This is a genomic window from Streptomyces sp. NBC_00572 (genome assembly GCF_026341815.1).
GTDB lineage: Bacteria > Actinomycetota > Actinomycetes > Streptomycetales > Streptomycetaceae > Streptomyces.
In genome coordinates this window covers 890,614-914,730 of the sequence record NZ_JAPENX010000002.1, presented here as the reverse complement: position 1 = coordinate 914,730, position 24,117 = coordinate 890,614, and the positions used below count along the sequence as shown (strand labels likewise).

Sequence of the window (24,117 nt, the reverse complement as noted above, 5' to 3'; positions counted from 1 at the left end):
ACGTTGCATCAGTTATTGACGGTTCGTCGGTTCGGTCACAGAATGCGGTCACCCGACGGAGGGATCGCTTGTGCCTCGACCGTTGCGCGTCATCACCGCCACCTTCGCGCTGCTCCTCGTCACTGCCTGCAACTCCGCCTCCAGCGGCGGAAGTAGCTCCTCCTCCGTACGCGGAGTAACCGTCGACACGATCAAGGTCGGCGGCATCGTCTCCATGACGACCGCCAGCGGCTATTCCAAGAAGGACACCGACCTCGGCGCCCGGGCCCGCTACGACCGGGCCAACACCGAGGGTGGGATCAACGGGCGGAAGATCGAGTACCTGGGGGCCGAGGACGACGGCCAGGACCCCGGCAGGAACCTGGCCGCGGCCCGCAAACTCGTCCAGCAGGACAAGGTCTTCGCCGTTTCCCCCATGAGCTCGGTGACCTTCGCCGGGGCCGACTTCCTCGACGCCCAGAAGGTCCCGACGGTGGGCTGGGGCACGCTCCCGTCGTTCTGCGGGCCGGCGCACCTCTACGGCTTCAACGGCTGCCTCGTCCCGACGCCGGGCGGCACGCTCAACCAGACCTGGCCCGAGGGCCTAGCGGCCGTCCTCGGCGGCGCGCGCGGCAAGTCGGTCGCGCTGATCGCCGGCGACAACGACGCCGGCAAGTTCGGCATCCGCACCTTCACCCAGGGCTTCAAGGCGGCCGGCTTCCAGGTCGCGTACGCCAAGGCCGTGGTGCCCGCGACCTCGATGCCCAGCGACTGGTCGGCGTACACCAAGGAGATCCTCCGCTCGGGCCCCGGCGGCGCCGCACCCGACGCCGTGATCTCCGTGATGCAGACGCCGTACAACATCGGTCTGTTCACCGCGCTCAAGCGATCCGGCTACAAGGGGGTCATCTCCGACCCGACGGACTACGACCCCGGGCTGCTCGCCAAGGACGCGACGAAGCAGGCCCTCGACGGGGTGCACGTGCTGCTGCAGTTCCAGCCCTTCGAGGCGGACACCCCCGCGATGCGGCAGTTCAAGGCCGACATCAAGAAGGCTGCAGGGGGCAAGGAAACACCCCTCAACATGCACATGATGACGGGGTACATGAGCGCCGACCTCTTCCTCGCGATCGCCGGGAAGGCCGGCAAGGACCTCACCGTCGAGTCCTTCCAGAAGGCCGCCGACGGCTTCTCCGACACCGGGACCCTCGTGGGCGACCGCGCAGAGCCCAAGGGGCAGGAGGAAAGCTTCGGCTGCGGGGCGCTCGTCCAGCTGAGGAACGGGCGGTACGAGGTGGCGGTGCCGTTCAAGTGCTATCCGCCGATCCCCTTCGGCTGAGGGGCGCGCCACGTGGGTGACCTGCTGGGCTTCGTCCTGAGCGGGCTGGTCTCGGGCGCGCTGTACGCGCTGCTCGCGACCGGCCTCGTGCTGTCCTATTCCGCCTCCGGGCTCTTCAATTTCGCACACGGCGCCACCGCCTATCTGTGCGCGCTGGCGTTCTACGAGCTCCACTCCGGCTTCGGCTGGCCGACCGTCCCCACCGCTCTGCTCCTGGTGTTCGTGGTGGCGCCCGGCCTCGGCTGGGGCCTGGACCGGCTGATGTTCAGAAAACTGGCCAAGGTCGGCGAGACCGCGCAGATCGTGGCCACCATCGGTCTGCTGGTCGCGCTGCCCGCGGCCGGACTGTGGGCGGTCGAACTCCTGGAGCGGGCGGGCGCCCCGGTCCTGCCCGCCGAGAACCAGTTCGGGCTGCCGGGTGTCGGGCCGAGCCCGGCGGTGTCCTGGCAGCCACTCGACGGTGTCGGCATCGACTCCGACCAACTGATCACCTGGATCGCCACCGCCCTCGCGGCGGCCGGCCTGTGGGTCCTGATGCGGCACACACGGCTCGGCCTGCGACTGCGGGCGGCGGTCGACAACCGCGGGCTGACCGAGCTGCGCGGCATCAGCGCGGACCGGCTGTCCTCCCTCGCGTGGATGCTGTCGTCCGGTCTCGCCGGCCTCGCGGGTGTCCTCGCGACCCCGCTGCTCGGGCTCTCCGCGCACGACTACACGCTGTTCCTGTTCGTCTCGGCCACCGCGGCGGTCCTCGGACGCTTCGCGTCGGTGCCGCTGGCCTTCGCGGGCGGCCTCGGGCTCGGGGTGCTGCAGAACCTGGTGGCGGGGTACGCGTCGTTCGCCGACGGCATCACCGGCTTCCGTACCGCCGTACCGTTCCTCATCCTCTTCGCCGGCCTCGTCGTCCTCGCCCAGCGCCGGCGCGCGGCGGGCACGGCGGCCGCGGACCCACCGCCGGTGGACTATCTCGCCGGGAAGGGGTGGGGCCGCCGCTGGGGCGCGTGGGTGGTCGCCGGCGCGCTCCTCGGCGCGGCGTTCTACACCGTCACCACCCCCTTCTGGAGCGGGATCCTGACCCAAGGGCTCGCGATCGGGCTCGTGTTCATGTCGTTCACGGTGGTCACCGGCCTCGGTGCGATGGTGTCCCTCGCCCAGGCGACGTTCGTGACCGGCGCCGCCCTGGTCGCGGGGCTGCTGATGAGCCACGGCTGGCCCTTCGTGGCCGCCGCGGCGGTCGGCACGGCGGCGGCGGCCCTGCTCGGCGCGGTCGTCGCGCTGCCCGCACTGCGACTCGGGGGCAGATCACTGGCCCTGGCGACCCTGGCGCTCGCGTTCCTGGCGGACCAGGTGCTCTTCCAGCTCGGGTGGCTGCGCAACGGCGACACCGGGTGGGAGATCCCGCGTCCGGTGGCCGGACCCCTGGACCTGGGCGACGACCGGGCCATGGGGCTGGCGCTCGTGCTGCTCAGCGGGGTGCTCGTCGCACTGCTGACCTGGCTGCGCGGCTCCCGCTGGGGCCGGGCCATGCTGGCGGTCCGCTCGGCCCCGGAGGCCGCCGCGGCCTCGGGGGTGTCGGTGGTACGGACGAAGCTCCTGCTGTTCACGGTGTCGGCGGGCCTCGCGGGCTTCGGAGGGGTGCTCTACGCCTCGTACAACACCAGGATCACGGCCACGGACTTCACGGCGATGACGGGCCTGGTGTGGCTGGCGGTCGTCGTCGCGGCCGGAGTGCGCAGGCCACAGTTCGCGGTGGTTGCAGGGCTGGTCTTCGCGGTGGTCCCGCATCTGATGGCGACGTACGTGACGGAGTCCGCGCATCTGCCGGTGATCCTCTTCGGCCTGGCGGGGCTCGCGCTGGCCAACGACCCGGACGGCTACTGCGCAGCACTGCCGTCGAGGCGAGCGGCCCGGCGCGACGCGAAACGGGGGGCGGTGGCGTGGGGGGCGGCGGCGCGACCGGGCGCGCCGGGGACCTCGCCCCTCAAGGAGCGGGGGGACCTCCACGTCCCGGAACAGGCGGCAGGCCCCCGGCCCCCGGAGGGCGGCAGCCGCACGCCGCAGCGCATCGCCGGTGGCCGCGCTCGGGCGGGCGACGGCCCCTCCGAGCCGCACCTCGTGCGGACGTCCGAGCCGCACGCGGGCGGCGCCGGGGTTGTCGCCCCCGCGTCGGGCGGCGGACCCGGCGAGGCGCCGAACGCGCTCGAACTGAGCGGCGTCCACGCCGGGTATGGTGGCGCGCCGGTGCTGCACGGTGTGGATCTCGTGGTGCGCGGCGGTGAGGTGCTGGTGCTGCTCGGGCCCAACGGGGCCGGGAAATCCACCCTCTGCCGGGTCGCGGCGGGACTGCTGCGGCCGGCCGGTGGGCTCGTGCGGGTGGGCGGTGAGGACGCCACCCGCGACGTGGCGGTCACCCGGGCCCGTCGGGGGGTGCGGCTGGCTCCGGAGGGACGGGGGATCTTCGCCGGGCTGTCGATCGAGGAGAACCTGACCCTGCAGCTGCCGGGGACGGAGGACCGGGACGCCGTGTACGCGCGGTTCCCCGCGCTCGCCGCCCGCCGCTCCGTCGCCGCCGGATCCCTGTCGGGCGGCGAACAGCAGCTCCTCGCCCTCGCCCCGCTCCTCCAGCGGCCGCCGGCGGTCCTCGTCACCGACGAACCGTCCCTCGGCCTCGCGCCGCTCGTCGTGGACGAGGTCTTCCGTCTCCTGACCGAACTCCGCGACCACGGCACCGCGTTGGTCCTCGTCGAGGAGAAGGCGGCCGAGGTGCTCGGCATCGCCGACACCGTCGCGTACCTCGCACAGGGCGAGATCGCCTGGTCCGGGCCGCGGTCCGAGGTGGACCGGGACCGGCTCGCCGAGGCCTACCTGGGGACGGGAGTCCGCCGATGAGCCACCCTCTGCTCCGCGCGAGCGGGATCGACGTGCGCTTCGGCGGCGTCCACGCACTGCGCGACGTGACCGTCTCGGTCGGCCCCGGTGAGATCTGCGGTCTCATCGGCCCGAACGGCGCCGGAAAGACGACGCTCTTCGACGTGGTGTCGGGGATACGGAGCCCGGATGCGGGGACGGTCGCATACGACGGCACGGACATCACCCGCCGATCTCCCGTCTGGCGAGCCCGGCACGGCATCCGCCGCACCTTCCAACGCCAGCAGCTCTTCGGTCAGTTGACCGTCGCGGACAATCTTGTGGTGGCACAGGATTGGCGGGGCGGAGTACGGCCCGCCGCGCGCCGCCATCGGGAGCGGGCCGCTGCCGTGCTCCACGAGTGCGGGCTCGACACACTCGCCGACTCGTACGCGGGTGGCCTGCCCGTCGGACAGGCCCGCATGGTCGAGCTGGCCCGCGCGCTCGCCGATCCGCCCCGGGTCCTGCTCCTGGACGAGCCCGCGTCCGGCACGACCGCCGAGGAGCGCCGCAAACTCGCGGCCGTCATACGGCACATGGCCGACGAGGAGAATTGCGCGGTGCTGCTCGTCGAGCACAACGTCGCCTTCGTGATGGAGCTGTGTTCACGTGTGGTGGTGCTCGACCTCGGCCGGGTCCTCGCCGAAGGAACGCCGGCCACGGTCCACGCAGACCCGGCGGTGCGGGAGGCGTACCTCGGCGCGGGTCCCGGGAGCGGGGAAGGCGATCACCCTGGTCGTTGACGCCGGGGAGGCGGGCTGCGCGCCCTCGGCACCGCATCGATCCACGAGGGCCTGGACCAGGCCGATCCGACTCCTTCCTTCCGGTTGGGCGCTGGGACCGCGCTGCCCGATACCGCCGTCCGCACCCCGGCCTCGGCGTACGCCGACGCGTGCGTCCTTTCGGGTCGGGTGGGGTGGGGCGCCGTCGACAGGGGTGGCTCGGGGCGTCAGACTGTTCGCGGAGGTGACGCGAGTGGTGGAACCGGTGGAAATGCGGGCCGCTGTTCGGGAGACGTACGGTCCGGCCGACCTCAGTTCGGTCCCGGTGTTCGCCGGAGGGTTCATCAACTTCGGGTACTGGCGCTCGATCGACCTCGCCGGGCCGCTCACCGTCGACGACCGGGTCCGCAGCCAGGAGGACATGTACCGGCAGGTGCTCGACGCCGCCGGTCCCCTCGCCGGCCGACGGATCGTCGAGGTCGGCTGTGGGCTCGGTGTCGGCTGCGCGCTCGCCCTGCGCGAGTACCGACCGGAGCAGGTGACCGGTATGGACATCCATCCGCAACAGCTGGACCGCGCCCGCCAGACCAACGCGGACCTGTTGGAAGCCTCGCCGTCGGGGCTCCGCTTCGTCCGTGGCGCGGCGGAGGGGATGCCGTTCGGTGACGGCGAGTTCGACTGTGTCTACAGCGTCGAGGCCGCCCAGCACTTCGACGACATGATCGCCTTCACCCAGGAGGCGGCCCGCGTGCTGCGGCCCGGCGGGCGGGTGGTCGTCGCGAGCTTCTTCACCCCGGACGGCGACCCGGACCACGGAGCCCGGCTCGCGTCGTACCTGGAGACGTTCGCCGACGGGCTGGACATCGCGCGTCCCGTCACGCTCGTGACCGACGCGTTCACCCGGGCGGGCCTGACGGACGCGGAGGCCGTGTCCATCGGGCCGGACGTGTGGCAGGGCTGGGACCGCTGGCTGTCCGACCAGTGGAAACCGGGCACGTGGCCGCGTAACTTCCTGAAGGCCTACGAACAGGGGAACCTCGACTACTACGTCGTCACGGCCACCCGCCCGCAGGCCTGATCCCGGGACGGCCCGCAGGCCTGATTCCGGGACTGCCCGCAGGCCTGATTCCGGGAGCCGGGCGCAGACCTGATCCCGGGTCCCGGACGCAGACCTGATCCCGGAACCCGGATCCGCCCGTCGCGCGCCCCCCACCGCCCAAGCGAGGGGCGCGCTTGGCCTATACCAATTGCTCGACTCCCAGTAGTCTCCTCCGTGGCCAGCGGTATGCCCCCTTCCCCCACCCCGGTTGCGTGCTGGCGCGGGCGACGCCGACCCCACACACTGCCCCGAGCAGCCGGGTTCCCCCCATTCGCCGCCTCCAGGAGGATCACGGTGAACGTTCGCACGAGAAGCTCGGCGATCATCTGCACCCTCGGTCTCGTCACCTCCCTCGCCCTCACCACGGCCTTCGCGGAGGACGGTGGCGCCCGACAGCCGGTCGCGAAGGCCGCTCAGGTCGCTCAGCCCGCGAAGGTCGCGAAGATCACGCTCACCCCCGTCGCCACGGCGCGCAGTCCGATCGCCGGTGCCGCCGGTCCCGGTGGCACGATCTGGATCGCGGAACGGGCCGGCACCGTAAGGGTGTTGGGCGCTCATGGGCTCGGTGAGCCGGTGCTCGACATCTCCGCCGAGACCACCACCGACGGTGAACGCGGCCTCCTCGGCATCGCGTTCGACAACGCACGCGAGCACCTCTACATCTCGTTCACGAATCTCGAAGGCACCAGCACCATCGACGAGTTCGCCGTACGGAAGGGCAAGCTCCGGCCGGAGACCCGGCGCACCGTCCTCACCCAGACGCAGCCGTACGCGAACCACAACGGCGGCGACATCAAGTTCGGGCCCGACGGATACCTCTACATCGCGCTCGGGGACGGAGGTGCGGGCGGCGACCCGCACGGCAACGGCCAGAACCTCGACACACTGCTGGGCAAGCTGCTGCGCATCGACCCGCGCGGAGGCAAGCCGTACGCGATCCCCTCGGACAACCCCTTCGTCGACGACCCGGACGCGAGGGACGAGATCTGGGCGTACGGGCTGCGCAACCCGTGGCGGTTCTCCTTCGACTCGCGCACGGGTGACCTGCTCATCGGCGACGTCGGCCAGAACGACTGGGAGGAGATCGACTGGGCGCCCGCGAGGAGCAAGGGCGGCGAGAACTACGGCTGGTCCCAGATGGAGGGCAACCACCCCTTCCGGGGCGGCACCGAGCCGGCGAACCATGTGCGCCCGATCCACGAGTACGCCCGCACCGGCCTCGGCTGCGCGGTGACCGGCGGGTTCGTCTACCGGGGGAGCGCGATCCCGGCTCTCAAGGGGCAGTACGTGTTCAGCGACTACTGCGACGGCACCATCCGTTCCCTCGCCCTGAAGAACGGCAAGGTGACCGGGGCGAACGACCTCGTCGTCAACGGTGGCGAGGTCATCTCGTTCGTGGAGGGCCGTGCGGGCGAGCTGTACGTCCTCGCGCTGGGCGGCGACATCGCCCGCATCGACCCGGCGTAGCCGACGAGCGCCGTGCCGTCCGGCCCTCCGTCAGGAGGCGGAGCCGGACGGCATACGGCTGCCCCGCGGCTCATGCGGGCAGACGTGGATCCGGTACGGACCCGGTGCGGCCCGATGTCGGGGCGGGCTGCCGCGTGCGGCCTGGCGATCGACGGCCGATCGAGGGTCGATCGATCGACGGTCGTTCGACGGGCGTTCACATGACAACAGGTCGGACGCCGACCGGCGTTCGGCGGTGGGCGTGAGTCTCGTGACGCCCCTTCGCCACTCTCTCAGGACGGACACGCCGTGCTCGTAGTACGCGCTCCCCGGGGGCGCCGCCGCCTCGCCCCGATCCGCCTCGCCGTTGCCGCCGCCTCGCTGCTCGCCGCCGCGACGCTGGCCGCCCCGGCCGCGCACGCCGCTCCGGCGGACGACATCCGCATCAACGAGGTGGTGACCACCGGCAGCGTCGACGACTCGATCGAGCTGTTCAACAAGGGCACGGCCGCGGCCGACATCTCCGGCTGGATCCTCAAGGACGACGACGCGAGCCACACGTTCACGGTTCCGTCCGGGACGACGCTCGCGCCGGGGACGGCGCGCGCGTTCGCCGTGGCCGCGGCGTTCGGTCTCGGTTCCAGTGACAAGGCCCGCCTCTACCTGCCGGGCGGCAGCACCCTCGTCGACAGCTACAGCTGGAGCGCCCACTCCGCTCCGTCCTGGTCGCGCTGCCCCGACGGCACGGGCGCCTTCAAGAAGGCGGCCCTGACGCTGGGCGCGCCGAACGACTGCGGTTCCGGGGGCGGTACGAACCCGGCGTCCTGGCCCGGCGGCAGCTCGGTGACGACGGCCGACGGGTCCGACGTCTTCGGCGAGGACCTCAGCGGCCTGTACCAGGAGGGCTCCGTCCTCTGGGCCGCCCAGAACTCCGGCAAGCTGTGGCGCCTGGTCCGCGACGGCTCCGGCGGCTGGCGTCCGGACACCGCCAACGGCTGGACCTCCGGCAAGACGCTGCGCTACCCCGGCGGGAGCGGCAGCCCCGACAGCGAGGCCGTCACCCTGACCGCCGCCGGCGCCGCGGGCGGCGCATACGTCGCGACGGAGCGCAACGGCGACGCCTCCGGCACCAGCCGCCTGTCCGTCCTCCGCTACGAGGTCGCCACCGGCACCGGCAGCGCACTGACCGCCACGAAGGAGTGGAACCTGACCGCCGGTCTGCCGGCCGTGGGCTCCAACCTCGGCTTCGAGGCGATCACCTGGATCCCCGACACCACCCTCGTCGAGGCCGGCTTCAAGGACGAGTCGACCGGCGAGGCCTACGACCCGAACCGGTACGGCGCGCACACCGGCGGCGTGTTCCTGCTCGGCGTGGAGGGCACCGGCGCGGTCCACGCGTACGTCCTCCAGGACAGCGGCACCGCCACCCGCGTCGCCACGATCGCCAGCGGCATGGCCGGCGTGATGGAGCTCCAGTGGGAGCCGCAGGCCGCCCGCCTGTGGACGGTCTGTGACGACACCTGCGGCGGCCGGCACAGGACGATGAAGATCGGCAGCTCGGGCACGTTCGCCCTGGCCGCCACCTACCAGCGCCCGAGCGGCATGCCCGACCTCAACAACGAGGGCTTCGCCGTATCCGGCGCCGACGAGTGCGTCGGCGGCACCAAGCCCGTGTACTGGGCGGACGACAGCAACACCAGCGGCCACGCGCTGCGCAGGGGCACCGTCGACTGCTGAGCCTCAACCGGCGGGGCCGTTCTTCCGAGAGGGGCATGTCCGCAAGCCCCTCTCGTGGTCGGTCATGCGAGGGGTCCGGCATCCTCGCCGATCGTGCCCGCAGCGGCTGCCGAAGCCCGGGCCGCAGCCGCTTTGAGTAAGGCGTCGAGTTCAGGAACGAGGTAGGGAGGAACCAGGTATCGACCCCGCATCGCGCGCAGTTCCTTGCGTATCTCCAGAAAGTGACTGCGGGCCTCGCCAACCCACGAGGCGAGGGAATCGACGCTCTCCTGGAGATGCCGTCCGGAGACCACGGCAGCGAAGAGGTGCGCGAACTGTTCGTGCATGTAGGCCTCTTGTTGCCTGAGCGAGGTCAGCTCCTCCGGAGAGAAGAGCAACCTTGGGAGCGGTTCGTACAGCGCGTCGAGGCCAGGGTCATCAGCCCCCTCTCCATGAGTCCGGGTCGTTCCGTCGGGGGTTACCCGAGTGATCATTTGTCCGGCAAATGCGACGATCTGCAGGGCCATGCCCTCGTGCCACTGGGTGAGGTGACGACTGTCCCGGACGCAGGTCAGGACGGAAGCCGATGCCCGCTCGTGGGTGAGCTGGTAGAGAGACCTCAGGACTCCGATCTGATCGCGGCGCAACAGCATCGAGAGCCACTCACCCGGCAGGCTGGCCAAGGGCAAGCGTCCATCCAGCGGGACCTCCGGGTATCGGCCGAGAAGATCGCGGCGGGGGCGCCGTACTTCGGGAGGCAGACTGATCCCCTGCGGCGGGTTGCAGACGGGCGCTTCGGGGAAGACGCCGGAAACGTTTGCGTGTTCCTCATCGGTGAGGGCTACCAGGAGCAGGTAGCCCGGAGCCATATGTCTGTGCTCCTGCACAGGGTTGATCGTGTCAACCAGGTCAAGGGCGAAGTGCAGGTGCGCTGCGGTGAAGGGGGTGGCGGCATGCCTGAGAGTCACCTCGTTCAGTTCTGCCCGGAGTTCGGTGACGGATTCCGTCCAGTGCGCCGGGTCGTCGTCAGTCTTGAGGCGGCGGGCAAGCTCCCACACCCAGCGCCGGGTCCACCACTCGCCCAATATCCGATCGTTGAAGTGGTCGATGAACCACATCACGCTGGTCATCGGCTGCCGCCCTCCTCGGCAACCGTGCCGCCCGCCGCTCGCAGCCGGGCCACCATGTCCGCCGAGACGGCGGCAGCCACGTGTGGCGGGAAGCCCCGCTCCTCCAGCTCCCGGGCCACCCAGCGCTCCTCCTCCGCCCGCTGCTCGCTCGTGGACTCCCGGAGCAGGGGGAGATAGCGTTCCAACAACCGCAGAGCCTCCAGCGCCGGCTCCGTCGAATCGTCCGCCGATGCTTCCGGCCGGCCGCCGGCTTCGCCCAGCCCTTCGGCGGAGCGCCCCAGCAAGGCCCGTACCCGGTCGACGGTGCCCTGCGTGATCCGCTCGCCGAAGGCCTGGGCGAAGCCGGTGACGAAAGCTCCGAGAGTGGCCGCGGTCAGGGCGGCGATGACGGTCTCGGACAGGAAGTTGCGCGCCGGCGAATCGGACTGGGCGTAGTCGGCGCGGTCTGCCACGGAGTCGTACAGGTCAAGGTAGAGCGACTCGACATCCATGGGCGTATCGTCACACCACCCGTCTGGGCCAGTCAGGGGAATCCCTCACTCCCCTTACCGGTCGCGGTGCACACCGAGGATCGTGGACCTCGACGAACGCCGGCAGGGGGAAAGGGCTGTCCGCCCACCGCGTAAGCGCCCCCTTGCCGCACCGCCGATGGCCCGCCTCACATGTCGGCTGGCCTCCACCTTCAGCTGCCCGACGTCCTTCCCGGGAGTTACCGGGCAGAGGGCGCCCCCGGGCCCGGACAGCTTCAAGGCCTGCGGGCCGCCGCGACGACCCGCGTCGCGGTCGGCCTCACAGGCGACCAGGTCCAGGCCGTCGGCCGGCTGCCCGGCCACGCAGCAAAGTGGCTCAGCGGTATTCGCAGAGGTAGGCGGTCTCGACCGCGACCTTGAGCTGGAACTTGCTGTTGCCCGGGACCTTGAACTCGCTACCGGCGGCGAAGGTCTCCCAATCCGCGGCGTCAGGCAGCTTGACGGTCAGGGCGCCACTGACCACGTGCATGATTTCCGGGGCGGCGGTACCGAACTCGTACTCGCCGGGAGCCATGACACCGATGGTCGCCGGGCCTTGCTCCTGGGTGAAGGCGATCGACTTGACCGTGCCATCGAAGTATTCGTTGACCTTGAACACGGGAATCCTCCTGTAAGGCGAGCGGACAGGGGCGGCCGACTCGTCGCGCGCTGGTTGCGGTACGGAAAGTCTATTGGCCGTGATCAACGACGTCGGCCCGGCTGTCCGGCAGCGGCGCGCGGTCCCGCCGTGCACGTCACCCGTCCTTGAGGAGGGCGCAGGCGAAGTCCTCCTGGACGGTGCGCAGCCGGGCGAGCAGGGCGGGCTTGTTGCTGGGGCTGGTCTGGGTGTTGATGGAGAAGGTCAGGGAGCGGGTGCCGTCGGGGGTGGTGGCGGCGAGTTGGGTGTAGCCGGCGGTGTTCCCGGTGTGGCCGTAGAGCACGCCGCAGCGGGTGGTGTACTGGAAGATCGCCAGCCCGGCGGCGTTCGTGCCGGGTCCCGGCGGCTCGGAGGAGTCGCCGGGGCGGAAGGCGAGTTGCGCCTCGCGGGTCCGGTCCGAGAGCAGCGCGGGGCCGCCGTACGCGCGAATGAAGGCGCCGAGGTCTCTGGGGGTGGAGACGATGCCGCCCGAGGCCCAGGCTCCGGACGCGCCGAAGGTCTCGCTCACGTCCTCGGGTGCGGCCGGCGGGGCGACCGCGTAGCCGTGCAGGAAGGGCCGCGGGAGCCGGTAGCCCAGCGGGAGGCTGGTGCGGCGCAGGCCCAGGGGCCGGTTCACGAGCTCGTCGAGGAGCTTCTCGTACGGGCGGCCGGTCGCGGCCTCCGCCATGAGCGCGACCGCGATGTTGTCGGAGTTGGAGTACTCGTACAGGGAGCCGGGGCTGAAGAGCAGCGGTTTGTCGGCGACGAAGTCCAGGAGCCGGCGCGGGTCGAAGACGTGGCGGGGGTCGGCGATCAGGATGGCCCTGAATTCAGGGTCGGAGGAGTAGTCGGGCAGGCCGCTGGTGTGCGCCAGGAGCTGGCGCAGCGTCACCGCACCCCAGGCCGCGGGCTGTCCCGGTAGCCGGTCGGCGATGGTGTCGTCGAGGGAGAGTCGGCCCTGATCGACGAGCCGGAGGGCGACGGCGCCACTGAACGCCTTGGCGGCGCTGGCGATCCGCATGTGGTCGTCGGGGCGCGGCGGGCGGCCGGTGGCGATGTCGCCGACGCCGGCGGTGTACACCTGCGTACGGTCGCCCTTGGTGAGCAGGGCGATCACCCCGGGCGGCCCGTCGTCCTGGGCCACGAGCCCGTCCAGCTGCCGCTGCAGGCGCTGGTCGTGCCGCGGCGGGCCGCCGTCGGTAGCCTGCGCGGGCTGGAGCAGCGTCGCGCTGAGTGCGGCGGCGGTGAGTGCGGTGGCGGACAGTGCGGTGCGCAGGCGGCGGCCGCGGGTGCGGGTGGGCACGTGCGGATCTCCCTGGGTGCGGTGGGCGGCGGGCCTGCGCCCCGGCCCTGAGCCGGGCCGCGAGACCCGATCGGGGCATCTGCCTGCCTAGCAGGCCGGGAGCCGTACGACTTCGCGGCACGCCCCGGCCAGGGCCGGTCGGCGGACGTGCCTCACCGGTACGGGCGTCACCCGACCGCGCGTACACGCGTCACGCACCCCATGGGCAGGCGCGGCCCACAGCCCCCGTCGCGGGCTGAGCCACGACTCGCCCGCAGCCCCCTGAAGGTCAGGGCACAGCTGGGCGCGCCACGCGGTAGCGGAGGTAGACGACTCGTGAGTTGAAGGTGCGGGTCTCGACGAGTTCGAGATCCACCTGGCGCTCGTGGCGGGGGAAGAACGGAGTGCCACCGCCGACCAGGACCGGGTAGACCATGATCTGGTACTCGTCGATCAGACCCAACGCGGCCGCCTCGGCGGCGAGAGCCGCGCCGCCGATCGCGATGTCGCCCTCTCCCGGCTCGGCTCGCAACCGCTCGATCTCCTCCGCCAGGCCGCCGGAGGCCAGACGGGCATGGCCCTGCACCGTCGACAGCGTGGTGGAGAACACCACCTTGGGGAGCGGGTTCCAGAGCGCGGCCCACTCGCGCTCCGCGTCGTCGAGTGAGGAATCCTGGTCGGCGGTCTCCCAGTACAGCATCGTCTCGTACAGTCGGCGTCCCAACAGATGGACGCCGACTCCCCGGATCTCGTCGATCCAGAAGCGAAAGACCCCGTCGTCGGGCGCCGTCCAGTCGAAGCCGCCGTCCGGCCCGACGATGTAGCCGTCAAGTGAGGTGCTCATCGAGTAGGTCACGCTGCGCATCAGAGGTCCTCCTCGGGAACAGGGTCGACACTTTTCGCCCGTTGGCCGCCGCCGCAGGGCTCAACGGGAGTGAATCCGCAGCAAGGTGTGTCCGGCCACGTCCTCTGTCACGCCCCAGAGGGTGGGGTGGGTGGTCAGGCGGTCGGCGAGGGTGTCGCGCAGGACATCGGCGGAGCCCCAGGTTCCGTACAGTTTGCTCTCGGTGAGTACGACCGGCTTGAGGCCGGTGTTGAGGACCGCCTCCCAGGTGGCCGCCGCGACGCCCGGGGTGTGGGGGCTGCGGAAGTCGTCGAGGGAGACCACCCCGTCCTCGGTCAGCAGCTCGCGGGCAGAGGCGATGTCGGCGCGGACGTGGTGGTACAGGTGTGAGGCGTCGATGTGCACGAAGCGGCAGCTGTGGGCGGGCACATGGCCGGTGATCTCGGAGGAGGACCCCTGGATCACGGTGGGCAGCCGACGGTGGAAGCGCAGGTAGTTGGCCTCGAACACCTGGCGGGTCAGGGTCGGGTAGTACACCCGCATCTCGGTGGCCGTGGAGTCGTCGGGGGCCTCGCCCGCGTCGAACAGGTCACAGACGGTGAACCGCTCGCCTTCGGAGGCGTGGTAGCCGATGAGGATGGCGCTCTTGCCCTTGTAGACGCCGAGTTCCAGCAGGTCACCGCGGATGCCGTGGTCGCGCTGATGGGTCAGGAGCCAGTCGAAGAGGAACCGGTCGGCGTCGAAGAACCATCCCTCGACCTCGTCGAGCCGGTCGGGCGTGAGCAGGGGCGGGGCGGTGTCCTGTGCGGTCATGACGGGTCCTCATGTGTGCGGGCGGGGCGGTCCACTCCCGGGCAGGCGTAGCCCGTGGCGGGCATGCGCGGGCGCCGGGTGTACGCCGTAAGGGCGGCCCGAGACTACGTTCCCCACCAGCGCCCCCGTTCGTATCGCTCCCCCGCCACGCACGACGTCCACACGACAGGCGTAATCCCAGCCCGGCTACTGGTCGGGAATCGGGCGCGCAGCCTCGGAGCGGGACGGCCGGGTGCCTGATCAGTGCGAACAGCAGCGATGCCCTTCACCGGAGAACAATGATCTCCGGAAGCGGCCGCTTCCCTTCACCCAGTTCTGCGACGAGAACCCGGCGGGCCAACCGTCGGGTGACGGCGACGGAACGAAGCATCAGGAGTCTCCACACGAAGATCGCCACACGGCGCCGTCCCACCCAAGCGCCTCAGCGCCCCAGCACCCGAGCCGGATGATGCGCAGGCCGGGCAGGTCGCCGGGCTGCGGGTGAACGCGCCCGCGGTCGGTGGTCAACCTCGTGTGCGCTGTCGGATGAGGATGGCACGATCATCCGCTCGCCCGGGGGACGAGCCAGACCGTGATGAGTTCGAAGGGCTGTCGTGCCCTGAGGTGCGGCGACCCTCGAGGCCGAAGTCCTCTCGGCCGGCATCCAGGCTCTGGAGCCCGAGCGCCAGGTGGTGCGCCGACTCACGAACTGCCCAGCCTCCAAGGGAACTGAGGCCTCTCTCAAGGTCAGACGGGCGGCATCAGATCGCTCTCGCTGACGGTGTACGTCAGCAGGGGGTAGGTGAAGTCCGTTTCAGTGTTCTCGCGGCGCCTTAGTTGGTAGAACTCGCGCCGCTGCTCGTCGTTGGCCGAGATGAGGCGCGTACCCTGCGGGAGGTATGCATGTCCGTCGCGAAACCGAACGAAGGTCCTCGACGTTCGAAACGTCACGCCCAGCCATTGGTTGTCCGCCGTTGGGACGGGCGTGTCGAGTACGATCTTGTGCCTGAGTCGCCGATTCGAGTCGACGGAGAACACGACGACACCGTCGTGGGCGAGGGGGATCTCGAACTTCTCGCCACCGGACGCCTTCGACTCGAAGATCAGCTTCCGCGGCGGGCTCGCTTCGGGGTACTGGTAGCAGGAGAAGACGGCGATGAACGACTCGTCGACCAGATCGAGGGCTTGGTCGGAATGGCTGCCCATGGTTCGGTAAGCGTTCGTGTAGTTCTCGATGAGGGCGTTGTTGAAGCCGATCGGAACCCCGGCGCGTTCTTGAATCTGCTGCGCCAGCCGTTCGTGCACCGCCTGGAAACGCTGCGTCGGGATGCTGTATCGAGTGGTCGTACGTACGAGAGGCACGTCGGCTGCCTCGTCGATCTTGGTGAGGGTGGCGCCTCGTCGGCCCTTCCCTACGTCTTCCAGGCGAGCCGACGCGGACAGCTCCGCAAAGAGATTCTCCTGGCTCGGCAAGGTGTACGAGAGGATCTCGTCCGAAATCCTAGATTCGGGGGGCAATGTAGTCTCCCGTGTTCATGCTGAAGAGAAATTTGTCGCCGTAGTCGATGAAGGACGAGGTCCTGTTCTCCTCGGCGTACAGCCTGCGCAGCTCGTTCATGCCGTCCGGTGTGGGTGGCCCCAACTTCACGAGTTCTCCAGCCATTTTGAGGAACGTGTGGTCGCTCTTGTGAACGGCTTCGGCGCTCGAACAGCGCACCACGTATCCCAGCCGGGTCGGGAGCAACTCGGCGTCCAAGGTCGAGGGCCGGATTTCGTGTGTGTACAGGCGGTTGGTGGACAGCGGCATGAAGAAGACGGAGCCGGGGTAGAGCGTCAGGGTGAACTGCGCGGGGAGCGCGACCCCATCGCGTTCCGCGGCCGGCTCCTTGAGGCGGAAGTGAAGTCTGGTCAGCCCGCTGGCACCCTTCATGCCGTAGTCGAAGGTGTCTTCGGCCAGGGGCTGCAAGTTGCCGAGCCCGTCATAGAAGGTGCAGAAGGCCATGATCCCATTGACGGGCATGTCCTTGGTCTTGTCGGCATGGGCCGAGATCTTGGCCTTTGACTGCTTGCGCTCGGTCGTCGCAAGGGTGTTGTGATACGTCTGGGCGAGCACGTGATTGAGCGGAGCCTGGTTCCGGAAGACAGTGGCGGCCTCGCGGTTCAGAGCCTCGACGATGTGCGTGTCGGTGGGGCGAAAGCTCTCGGTCGGCCCCGAGAGATTCGTGGAGCACCGGAGCAGACGGAAATGTAGTTCGTCACCGTCTTGTGTGACGGGCGTCAGATAGATCCCGCTGCGATGGGCCGTTCCAGGCTTGGTGGACTCCGTCAGGGACTGGAACGCGTGCTCCGTGCGGATCCGTCCGAAGTGATCGGCGCCGAGGTCGAAAAAGCGGCGGTAGTACACGCCGGCGCCGTGTACGCGGAGGGGAACTCGGCCGAGGTCGACGAGGGTCCAGGGCCTGTCGACGTCCTCGTGGTAACCGTGTGACAGTTCCCGGATGACGAATACCCGGGCTGCCGCATGCAGTTGGTGGTCGCTGATCGCCGATACGTCGCCGCAGAGGTAGACAGATTTCTGTGCGAGGTCGGCCGAACCGGAAGTAAGGTCCTCCAGCGTGATTGTGGACCCGAAGAAGTCCCTGATCAAGTTCCTGATCACGTCGTTGTCTTGCAACGTCGAAGGCGCCACCAAGGTGTTGCTCGTATCCTCGATGCAGGCTTCTGCCAGCTCTGTTGTGTCCATCAAGCCGTACCTGCCCTTCGCACTCTGATACACGACCCGCGGAGTCGTGGACATGGCAACGGCCCGCACTCTTTCATTCGCCTTGCGAGGCGCGAACGAAAGGAGACGGACCATTGAATCTCGATGATCTCACGGGGTTCTGCGGCGGGCAACGGGCTTGCTGTGCAGGCGGTGTGCGGAGCCGCTCGGCGAGGCCGCGAGGTCGCGAGGCCTGACGGACGGGCGGACGGCCGGCGTTGGGCGGGCTGTACCAGTCGGTGGTCCTGTTGGCCCGCTGATGCGTACGGGAGGCGACCTGTGGTGGCGGTCTACGGCGAGGTGCCCGCCTTGCGGTCTCCCCCCGTCCGCGTCGGCCGCGCGTTCCAAAGAATTTTCTCGGCTCCGGTCACATCTTCGTGTGCCGTTCCGTCAGTGCTGTGAAGAGGCCAACCCGGCCGAAACACAAGCCGAATGCACGTCGCGATACAAGGAGAGCAGCCATGACGAACACCTCTATCTCCCGGATGCCCGACCCCTCCGAGTTCGTGCCTGAGCTGAAGGACGTCAGTGCCGCCCTGTTCCGGGCGACGGGCAACCGCTCGGTGCCGCGCACCACGATGAGTCTGGTCCACCTGCGCGCCGGGCAGATCGTCGGCAACACCTACCTGACGATCCTGAACACCGGTTTCCTGCGCAAGGCCGGGGAGTCCGAGGCGCGCATCACGGCCGTCTCCTCCTGGCAGGACGCCCCGTACTTCACCGACGCCGAGCGCGCCGCCCTCGCTCTCGTGGAGGCCACCCTCCAGCCCGCCCCGCACGGCAGGGAGCGCGTCTCCGACGACCTGTACGCCGAGGTGGCCAGGCACTACGACGAGAAGGCCCTGGCCACCCTCACCATCGCGATCGGCCAGATCAACTTCTTCATCGCCCTGGCCGTCATCGGCAAGCCCCAGCCCGTCGACTCCCTCGCCGACCAGCAGTGGGACTGACCCCTGCCCGTCCCGTCCCCTCGATGCACGCGGGTGCCGGCGGGGTGCTGCCCTCGCCGGCGTAGGAGTGCACCGTGGTCCGGAGACCTGCGGTTGCCACGATCGGGTGACAGGGTTCGTGGGGCCGATTCTCGCGGCGGTGGGCCCCTAGCCTAGTTGTCGATCTACTTCCACGCGGGGGATGTGTGCGATGCGGCTGCCCAGCCGAGAGCGGCTCCGGCGCTACGAGGACATCCAGGCCCAACCCACCGGCCTGCACGATCGTTGGTGGCGCGCGGTCCGGCTGGCCGGGGCCGCCGTACCGCTGTTGATCGTGGTCCGGTCGGGGCAGCCGGACCTGGGGTCGGTCTCCGACGTACTGCGGTTGCAGCTCGCCGGGCTCATCGTGGTGCGGGCGGGAATCGGCGAACGGCGCATGCGTGCGATCAGCCGGGCGGCGAGGCGTGGGCGGTGCCGCAGCGAGGCCGCGCTCCTGTGGACGGGGACCGGCCTTGCGGCGCTGCTGCCGTCGGGCAGAGCCACACCTGACCTGCGGGAGGTGGTTCTGTGCGCGGTGGTGGCCTCCGCGGTCACGCTCTTCGGCTGCCTGTACGAGTTCCGGACGTGGCCGCAGGTGAGGGGAGTGTCGTCGTTCTGGGTACGGGGCTTCGGCCGTCTCCGGACCTGGTTCTGCTACGGCTGGATTCCGGCGTTGGCCGCCGTGGTCCAGCCGGACGCGGTCGTCCTCCTGCCCGCGGCGACGGCCATGACCGTCCTGGAGATCGGCTTCGCCCTCGCCGCATGGCGGGCCGGCGACTGGGCCTTGCGCGCGGATGCCGCGGTCGAACTCCTGACGACGCGGATCGCCCGTGACCGTTTCCCCCTGGGTCTCCACGCCATCGCCCGTGAGCGATGGTGGGACACGGCAACACGTCCACCGCACCGGCCCGACCTGGCACTGTGGGAACTGTGGCTGCGCCATCGTGAACTGCTCTCCTCCCGCAAGGGATACGACCTGGTGCCGATGGTCTGGCGGCCCTTGAGCGCCGTTCCCGCCTCGGAGGGGGAGCCGTGGATCAGCGCCGCCGAGGCATCCGCGGAGTCGCTGCGCTGGCTGTGCCACCAGCACGTCGGACTGGACTCGGCCCAGCGCCGTGAACTGTCGACCACGGCGCGGATCGTCACTGCGATGACCGCGATGGTACGAGCAGAGGTGAGCTGCTCCTCGGGTGAGTTCGACTACGCGCTCCGCAACCGCCGTTACGCCGCCGAGCTGTACGCCGCCGCCGGCCTCGACGGCAACGCGGCAGCTGCTCGTTGCCTCGCCGCAGATGTGCTGTTCTTCGATCTGCAGCGACCGGAGGAAGCCAGAGAAGAGGTGGAACAGGTCGCCGACCGGCCCGGTCTGCCCAGGGCGGTGGCCTGTCTCGCCCTGGTGCTGAAGGCGGTGGCAGGCGACAGGGCGGCCGGCCTGTCGGCCGCCCGCATGATGCCGCTCGACCTCCGGTCCGCCAAGGGACTGTTCGACGAACTGCCGACCTGGCTGCCCTTCGGTAGCCACCATCACCAGGAGATCGCATTCGTACGGCTGGTCGAGCAGCGCTTCGCCTCCCTGGCCAAGACCCTCGGCCCCGGACTTCCCGCCCAGACCCGGGCGCGCAGCATGTACACCTCGTTCCTGGACCTCTACGAGATGTCCGCCGCCCATGACCTGCGTCAGGCCCTGCAACGCGCGCGTGAGTCCTTGGAGAGTGGATCCACCGGCGTGGCAGGCACGGGCGTGGCAGCAACCGGCCCGCGAGATATCGCCGCGCCAGACGTCGCCGCGCCAGACGTCGCCGCGCCTGGCATCGACGCGCCGGGAACCCAAGCGCCAGAAACCTCCGCGCCCGTCACCGCCGCCTCAGACCTCGCCGCGCGCGGCATCGCCGAAGAGGTGGTCGCCGCCGCCCGTTCCGTCGGCGACCTGCCGCACGAGGCGGAGGCCCGTCGCCTGCTGGCTCGAATCGCCGAGGCGGAGCACCGGTGGGCGGATCTCGCCACCGAACTTCTGGCCGTCGTGGATCTCGTCGAGCGGATGCGGGAACGCGTCAGCGACGGCGACACCCGGATCGACCTGGACCTCACACCCTCCTGCGCGCAGCTGATCGAACTCGTCGTCGACGGGCGGGCCTCCCACCTCGGCCCGGCCCAGGCAGTCGAGCTGGCCGAACGCAGCCGGTCCCGTCTGCTCCTTGAGGTGTTCGGCTCCTCCGTCGATCCTGAACTTCCGGTGCGGCTGGCGAATCTGCGTGACCGGGAACGGGGGATGGAGCAAGGGCGCGTACGGGAGGGCGTTCTCCCGCGGCCGGGAGGCGCCGACTTCGTACACCGGGACATCTACCCCGCCCATCAGCGTCGGTACCGAGCAGCGCGCGAAGCGGTCTGGGCGGAGCTGGAGGCGTCCGGGCCGCTCGGTGCGGCCTACGTCAGACACCGGCGGGGAGCACCCGCCACGTTCGAGGAACTGCGCGCTGTTCTCCCGCCGGGCGTGGTGCTCTGCGAACTCGTCGGCCGCGGCTCGCGGATGCTGGTGCTCGTGGTGCGCGCCGACCGGCCGACGCCCGCCGCTTTCGCGGTCCCGCTGGACGAGGACCCCGACCAGCTGCAGCTGCCCACACCGGCCGGTCCGGCTCGTTGGGGGAAACCTCTGTGGCTCCTCGCCCGGGCGGTGGCGCAGCACTCCGCACCGGGGGAGACCGTGTGGCTGGTGCCCGACGGATCCCTGCACGACCTGCCCCTGCACGCGGTGGAGGTGGACGGGGTCCCGCTCGGCGAGCGCAATCCGCTCTGCGTCACGCCCAGCGCCTCGCTCCTGCGGCACCGGCTCGGCCGGGACGCGACCTCGGGCGTCCGACGGGCGCTGGTCATGGCCGACCCGGACGGAGACCTGCCGCACGCCCGGGCCGAGGCCCATCTCATCGGCTCCCTCCTGCCGCACGCCGAGGTGCACACCGGCGGGTCCGCGACCCGCCGCCTCCTTCTCGAACGGCTGGGTTCGGAGCCGTACGACGTGCTCCACCTCGCCTGCCACTACGGGGTCGACCGGGCACGGCCCTCCGGGTCGGCGGTCCGTCTTGCCGATGCGCGACTGACCGTCGAGGACTTCCTCTCCGTGCGGCTCGACGCCTCCCTGGTCGTCGTGAGCGGATGCGAGACCGGGGCTCAGCAGAACCGGAAGGGCAACGAACTGATCGGCCTCACCAGGGCCCTGCTGCATGCCGGGGCCAGAGCCGTGGTCGTCAGCCAGTGGGCGGTCAACGACGTCTCCACCGCTTTGCTGATGGCCGGCCTCTACCGGCAGCTCGGGAGTGGGCGGCCCGTCGCGGCGGCTCTGTCCGCGGCGCGCCGTGAGGTCCGGACGATGACCTTCCGCGACGCGGTGGCGCAGTGCGAGCGGCTCCGGAAGCTGTCGGCCAACCGGCCGATCGACGTGCGGCTGGGGCATGACCTCGCCCAACTTCGACTGCGGGCCGGTGACGCGGCAGGGGCCCTGGCGGAGATCGAGAGACTGCTGGCGGACACCGGCCACGGCACCGACGAACACCAGGCCCTGACCAACTTGAGGCGACAGGCCCGGTTCCAGCACGGCCGGCTGCGCGCCGACTACTCGCTGCCCGCCTTCGCCGCCCCGTTCTTCTGGGCCCCCTTCACCCTGGTAGGAGACTGGCGATGACACTCGGCGAACTGCCCCTGGCTCCCGTCACCCCGTTGTCCGAAGCCGCGGCGGACAGCGGCTACGTCATGACGATGGACGCGGAGGGCTGGCCCACCGCACTCGGCAGGCTCGACGACGGGGACGCAGGGCTTCCTCCGGCCGTGCTGCTGCCCGCACCGATGACCATGGTGGCGTTGTGCACCGGCGGAGCACTCGATCTGCTGGCCCTCAACCCGTACGGTGCGCTGGTCCATGACGGCGGTCGCACCCTGGGCGTACTGGAACAGCACACCGTCTCCGCCTATTTGGTCACCCTGTCCGCCCGTGGCACGCTGCGCAGCGACGTTCCGTCGCCCCTTGACGCCGTCCTTGCGGGTGCCTACGCCACTCCCGTCGCGCGTGTCGTCTGCCGCTGCGGCCTGCTCACCACCCTGGCCGAGTACGACCCCGACTTCCCACCGGCCTGTCCCGGAGGCGGAGCGGAGGCCGCGCCACATCCTCTGGCCATCAGGGCGGAGTGACCGGTGTTCACCACGACGTTGGGCGAGGCGGCCCAGTTCGCGGGCCGTCGGTTCGTCCGGGTCGCGCTGCTGCCCAGCCTCGTCTTCTGCTCCTTGCTGGTCGTCGTCGCGCTGGTCGGCGGAGAGCAGCCCCCCAGCGCCCTTCTGCGTACCTGGAGGGCCCAACCCGTCGAGTTCAAGGCACTGCTGGTGGGAGGGTTCCTGACCGCGGTGCTGCTCGTCTCCGCGTTCCTGGACTCGGCCCAGTCCGCCGTACTGAGGTACGCGGAAGGGTACTGGGGATACCTCGCGGACCGGTCGTTCGGCCGGTTCGGACGCCGCTGTCACCGGCTGCGGTTGCTGAGGTCCGCCGACGGATCGCCGCAGCACCTCTACCCACCGAGGTCACGACTGCACGAGGTGAGGCCGACCCGCCTGGGGAACGTCCTCAAGGCCGCGGAGCTGTACCCACAGCTGCGCTACGGAATCGATGCCGTACTCGTCTGGCCCCGTCTGTTCCCCCTGCTTCCGGAAGGGTTGGCCGGAGCGCTGGCGACGGCGCGGGCGGAGCTGTCCGCGCTCCTGACCCGTGCCGTTCTCGCCTGCGCCTTCGCCGTACTCGGCGGCGCCTGGGTGGCGATCCGGAGCGGCCCGCCCGCCCTGCTGCTGGGCTGCCTCTGGGGTGGTGTCCTGCTGGCCTGGGCGTCCTACCGGGGCGCCCTGAGCGCCGCGGTGGTGTACGGGCAGCACGTTCGGGTCGCCTTCGATCTGCACCGCCTGGATCTCCTGGAGGCGCTCGGCGAGGAGCGGCGCTCCGATCCGGAAACGGAGCGGGAACGCTGGAAGCGGATCTGCCTGTTCTGGCACCGGGGGATTCCCCTGCATCACGAGACCCCGCCGGCCGAGAGCCCCCGGACGGCTCCCGACCTGCCCGTCGCGCCGACGGGCCGCGGCATCTCACTGACGCAGGTGAGCCTGGCGGCTGCCGTCACCACCGGACTCATGGGGGTCCTGACGCCGTACGTGTGATGGCGGGGTTACGGGTCGGGAGTTCGGCTCACACGGATGGCCGATGCCCCATGCCGCGTTCCACCAGTACGTTCACCGTGCCGATCTTGTGCACCCCCACCGAGGAGTCACCGTGTCGCACCGTGTCCGGCTGCCCCGCTTCCTCCGCGCGCTCACCGGCGCCGCCCTGCTCGCCGTCGTCACCGCCGCACCCGCCTCGGCGGGTGGCGGCGTCGAGCTACGGCCGTCGATCTTCCCGCCCGACGGACACGTCGGGCGGCTGGTGAACGTGGGTACGGGCAAGTGCCTGGAGATCGCCGACGGTTCGCACGCGGACGGTGCCCGAGCACAGCAGTGGGACTGCGTGGGGGTGCGGCAGCAGTCCTGGCGATGGGAGCTCAGGGGCGTCTGGTACGACGAGTGGCAGCAGGAGCGCCACAACTACCGTCTGATCAACGTGGAGAGCGGCAAGTGCCTGGAGATCGCGGACTTCTCGCGCGCCGACGGCGCTCGTGCCCAGCAGTGGACGTGCGCCAACGTCGGCTCCCAGATCTGGGACTTCCCGTACGCCAGCTACCGGCGGACCATGATCTACAACTTCCACAGCGGCAAGGCCCTGGAGATCGCCGACGGCTCGCGGGCCAACGGGGCCCGCGCGCAGCAGTGGCAGGTTCCCTACGTCGTCCCCAACCACATGCAATGGGATTTCTGAAGCAACGGGTATGGCGAGGACTCGCCACGTGGCCACCCATGCGGGGGATGGCCAGCCGTGATTACGCTCCGTAACGTTCGGGGTGTTCACGTCGTCCGTCCCAGGAGG

19 protein-coding genes are annotated in these 24,117 nt (G+C 70.3%); 11 read left to right on the top strand and 8 right to left on the bottom strand.

The features are described from left to right. Positions 1-70 precede the first annotated feature (70 nt). The 6 genes from OG514_RS36250 (at position 71) to OG514_RS36225 (ending at position 9,229) form a co-directional block, all read left to right on the top strand. Positions 71-1,318, top strand: a complete 1,248-nt coding sequence (locus OG514_RS36250) for an ABC transporter substrate-binding protein (protein ID WP_266902109.1) — start codon at positions 71-73, stop codon at positions 1,316-1,318. 12 nt (positions 1,319-1,330) lie between these two features. Continuing rightward, positions 1,331-4,207, top strand: coding sequence for an ATP-binding cassette domain-containing protein (locus tag OG514_RS36245; protein WP_266902107.1), 2,877 nt, complete (start codon positions 1,331-1,333; stop codon positions 4,205-4,207). After that, on the top strand, positions 4,204-4,968 hold the full coding sequence (locus tag OG514_RS36240) for an ABC transporter ATP-binding protein (RefSeq protein WP_266902105.1): 765 nt from the start codon (positions 4,204-4,206) through the stop codon (positions 4,966-4,968). Before OG514_RS36245 ends, OG514_RS36240 begins: the two co-directional genes overlap by 4 nt. Before the next feature lie 235 nt (positions 4,969-5,203). Beyond that, positions 5,204-6,025: a class I SAM-dependent methyltransferase gene (locus OG514_RS36235; RefSeq protein WP_323181680.1), complete on the top strand. Its 822-nt coding sequence runs from the start codon at positions 5,204-5,206 to the stop codon at positions 6,023-6,025. A gap of 315 nt (positions 6,026-6,340) precedes the next feature. Further along, the gene (locus OG514_RS36230) at positions 6,341-7,513 is read left to right on the top strand and encodes a sorbosone dehydrogenase family protein (protein WP_266902103.1); all 1,173 of its coding nucleotides are present in this window, start codon (positions 6,341-6,343) and stop codon (positions 7,511-7,513) included. 333 nt (positions 7,514-7,846) lie between these two features. Next, a complete protein-coding gene (locus tag OG514_RS36225; RefSeq protein WP_266902321.1) occupies positions 7,847-9,229 on the top strand; it encodes a lamin tail domain-containing protein in 1,383 nt (460 codons plus the stop codon). A gap of 62 nt (positions 9,230-9,291) precedes the next feature. Here OG514_RS36225 and OG514_RS36220 read toward each other — a convergent pair whose 3' ends face one another. The 8 genes from OG514_RS36220 to OG514_RS36185 form a co-directional block, all read right to left on the bottom strand. Continuing rightward, positions 9,292-10,338, bottom strand: coding sequence for a hypothetical protein (locus OG514_RS36220; protein WP_266902101.1), 1,047 nt, complete (start codon positions 10,336-10,338; stop codon positions 9,292-9,294). Beyond that, the gene (locus tag OG514_RS36215; protein WP_266902099.1) at positions 10,335-10,829 is read right to left on the bottom strand and encodes a hypothetical protein; all 495 of its coding nucleotides are present in this window, start codon (positions 10,827-10,829) and stop codon (positions 10,335-10,337) included. Before OG514_RS36215 ends, OG514_RS36220 begins: the two co-directional genes overlap by 4 nt. A 355-nt stretch (positions 10,830-11,184) precedes the next feature. Next, the gene (locus OG514_RS36210; RefSeq protein ID WP_266902097.1) at positions 11,185-11,466 is read right to left on the bottom strand and encodes a pyrimidine/purine nucleoside phosphorylase; all 282 of its coding nucleotides are present in this window, start codon (positions 11,464-11,466) and stop codon (positions 11,185-11,187) included. Between the two features lie 136 nt (positions 11,467-11,602). Then, the gene (locus OG514_RS36205) at positions 11,603-12,787 is read right to left on the bottom strand and encodes a serine hydrolase (protein WP_266902095.1); all 1,185 of its coding nucleotides are present in this window, start codon (positions 12,785-12,787) and stop codon (positions 11,603-11,605) included. A 268-nt stretch (positions 12,788-13,055) separates the two neighbouring features. Further along, positions 13,056-13,631, bottom strand: a complete 576-nt coding sequence (locus tag OG514_RS36200; RefSeq protein ID WP_266902093.1) for a dihydrofolate reductase family protein — start codon at positions 13,629-13,631, stop codon at positions 13,056-13,058. A 60-nt stretch (positions 13,632-13,691) separates the two neighbouring features. After that, positions 13,692-14,423 carry a class I SAM-dependent methyltransferase gene (locus OG514_RS36195; protein ID WP_266902091.1) on the bottom strand — a complete coding sequence of 244 codons (732 nt, stop codon included), beginning with the start codon at positions 14,421-14,423 and terminating at the stop codon, positions 13,692-13,694. 726 nt (positions 14,424-15,149) lie between these two features. Continuing rightward, entirely contained in the window at positions 15,150-15,920 is a 771-nt protein-coding gene (locus OG514_RS36190) for a hypothetical protein (protein WP_266902089.1), read from the bottom strand. Further along, positions 15,904-17,145, bottom strand: coding sequence for a hypothetical protein (locus OG514_RS36185; RefSeq protein ID WP_266902087.1), 1,242 nt, complete (start codon positions 17,143-17,145; stop codon positions 15,904-15,906). The genes OG514_RS36190 and OG514_RS36185 overlap by 17 nt, the downstream gene beginning before the upstream one ends. 479 nt (positions 17,146-17,624) lie before the next feature. On the opposite strand from OG514_RS36185, the gene OG514_RS36180 reads away from it, so the two are divergent. The 5 genes from OG514_RS36180 to OG514_RS36160 all read left to right on the top strand — a co-directional run bounded on the left by OG514_RS36180 (position 17,625) and on the right by OG514_RS36160 (position 24,009). Continuing rightward, positions 17,625-18,113 (top strand): carboxymuconolactone decarboxylase family protein, encoded by a 489-nt coding sequence (locus OG514_RS36180; protein ID WP_266901246.1) that lies wholly within the window; start codon positions 17,625-17,627, stop codon positions 18,111-18,113. Positions 18,114-18,303: 190 nt separating this feature from the next. Next, positions 18,304-21,807, top strand: coding sequence for a CHAT domain-containing protein (locus OG514_RS36175; RefSeq protein ID WP_266902085.1), 3,504 nt, complete (start codon positions 18,304-18,306; stop codon positions 21,805-21,807). Beyond that, complete coding sequence (locus tag OG514_RS36170) at positions 21,804-22,310, top strand: hypothetical protein (RefSeq protein WP_266902083.1); 507 nt, start codon at positions 21,804-21,806, stop codon at positions 22,308-22,310. The genes OG514_RS36175 and OG514_RS36170 overlap by 4 nt, the downstream gene beginning before the upstream one ends. Before the next feature lie 3 nt (positions 22,311-22,313). After that, positions 22,314-23,318 (top strand): hypothetical protein, encoded by a 1,005-nt coding sequence (locus OG514_RS36165; RefSeq protein ID WP_266902081.1) that lies wholly within the window; start codon positions 22,314-22,316, stop codon positions 23,316-23,318. A 112-nt stretch (positions 23,319-23,430) separates the two neighbouring features. Continuing rightward, entirely contained in the window at positions 23,431-24,009 is a 579-nt protein-coding gene (locus tag OG514_RS36160; RefSeq protein WP_266902079.1) for an RICIN domain-containing protein, read from the top strand. The last annotated feature ends 108 nt before the right edge of the window (positions 24,010-24,117 follow it).

What these genes read in the sequence shown, in the direction of transcription:
- OG514_RS36240 (WP_266902105.1), top strand. Translation starts at nt 4,204, where the DNA reads ATGAGCCACCCTCTGCTCCGCGCGAGCGGGATCGACGTGCGCTTCGGC.
- OG514_RS36220 (WP_266902101.1), bottom strand. Translation starts at nt 10,338, where the DNA reads ATGACCAGCGTGATGTGGTTCATCGACCACTTCAACGATCGGATATTG.
- OG514_RS36215 (WP_266902099.1), bottom strand. Translation starts at nt 10,829, where the DNA reads ATGGATGTCGAGTCGCTCTACCTTGACCTGTACGACTCCGTGGCAGAC.
- OG514_RS36200 (WP_266902093.1), bottom strand. Translation starts at nt 13,631, where the DNA reads ATGCGCAGCGTGACCTACTCGATGAGCACCTCACTTGACGGCTACATC.
- OG514_RS36195 (WP_266902091.1), bottom strand. Translation starts at nt 14,423, where the DNA reads ATGACCGCACAGGACACCGCCCCGCCCCTGCTCACGCCCGACCGGCTC.
- OG514_RS36185 (WP_266902087.1), bottom strand. Translation starts at nt 17,145, where the DNA reads ATGGACACAACAGAGCTGGCAGAAGCCTGCATCGAGGATACGAGCAAC.
- OG514_RS36180 (WP_266901246.1), top strand. Translation starts at nt 17,625, where the DNA reads ATGACGAACACCTCTATCTCCCGGATGCCCGACCCCTCCGAGTTCGTG.
- OG514_RS36175 (WP_266902085.1), top strand. Translation starts at nt 18,304, where the DNA reads ATGCGGCTGCCCAGCCGAGAGCGGCTCCGGCGCTACGAGGACATCCAG.
- OG514_RS36170 (WP_266902083.1), top strand. Translation starts at nt 21,804, where the DNA reads ATGACACTCGGCGAACTGCCCCTGGCTCCCGTCACCCCGTTGTCCGAA.